Here is a 1,081-nt window from a genome sequence, read left to right as displayed (position 1 = left end):
TCCTAGGCCAGGGTGGGGGTGCGAAGTCAAGCGCGACACGTGCCGTCGTGATTTCCTCTAGTCCGATTCGCGAGAGATTCGCCAGCTTTTCAAGAAGACGGCGATAGCGCGCCAATACAGGTGCGAATTCAGACGATGACGGAAGAATGGATAGCGTCAGCAAATCAAGTATTACCGTGGTCCGACCATACTGCTCGGCCAGCGAACGTAGTTTGCCGATTGCCCAGTAACCATTCAGATCGTTGTTCCGGCTATTGAATGAGCCGCACAAACCGATGGCAATATTCCTCAGGCGGGTCCCTCTAGGCATACATCAGTCCCATTCAATTAATTCAGTGCATTACGTCGAGACACTATGAGCCGCCTTTGGCCGAATGTGGCCAACAAGCCGGGAGCACGATTCTGTCGTTACGAAGAATCGTGGTGTTACCAAGCTGCTCCGTTCGTCCGAAAGCGAGAGTGGGACAGGGTTGAGGCTCCTCGCAATCCCGACCTTCTTCATCCTAAATGCGGGCAAGGAATTCCTCGCGCTTTAATCTGTAAAGGCAATGCCTGCGCAAAGGATGTCCTTCCCCCAAGGCCGGATGATCGAAGTCGGCGTGCGTGTTGTACATACCGATACGTTCCATCACAGCGCGTGATCGCAGGTTGCTTAGTGCTGTGAAGGAAACGATTTCCTCCAACTTAAGCCGATTGAAGCCGCAATCGAGCACCGCCGTAGCTGCTTCACTGGCATATCCTTGGCCCCAATAACGCTTAGCCAAACGCCAACCGATCTCGACGCAAGGCGAGAAGGGCAGACGGCGTATCGGCACGGACAAGCCCACAAAACCGATGAATTCACCCGTCGCACGAAGCTCCACTGCCCAGTTACTCCAACCCTGCGATGCGAATTGCTCAAGCCAGCGGTTGATACTGGCATCGCTCATTTCGCGCGACTGCACGGACGGGAAAAATTCCATCACAGCCGGGTCAGCGTTCATGGCGGCAAACGGCGCGCGGTCTGACTCACTCCACTTTCGCAACAGCAGGCGCCGCGTAGTAAGTGTAATTGCTTCTCTCATGGGACAAGGTATACCTT

2 protein-coding genes are annotated in these 1,081 nt (G+C 54.6%); both read right to left on the bottom strand.

The window, feature by feature from the left end:
- Positions 1 to 310 (bottom strand): hypothetical protein (locus AB4Z11_RS32385; protein ID WP_442030375.1); only part of this gene is annotated, 310 nt, incomplete at its 3' end.
- 193 nt (positions 311 to 503) lie between these two features.
- Entirely contained in the window at positions 504 to 1,064 is a 561-nt protein-coding gene (locus AB4Z11_RS32380) for a GNAT family N-acetyltransferase (protein WP_442030377.1), read from the bottom strand.
- Positions 1,065 to 1,081 lie beyond the last annotated feature (17 nt).

Origin of the sequence: Pseudoduganella sp. RAF53_2 (assembly GCF_052113985.1) — a bacterium.
Taxonomy (GTDB): Bacteria; Pseudomonadota; Gammaproteobacteria; order Burkholderiales; family Burkholderiaceae_D; genus Rugamonas.
The sequence above is the reverse complement of the archived record's forward strand: the minus strand, read 5'-3'. Positions and strand labels throughout refer to the sequence as shown.

Excerpts from the sequence above, each read along its gene's own strand:
- AB4Z11_RS32380 (WP_442030377.1), bottom strand. The coding sequence starts at position 1,064 with ATGAGAGAAGCAATTACACTTACTACGCGGCGCCTGCTGTTGCGAAAG.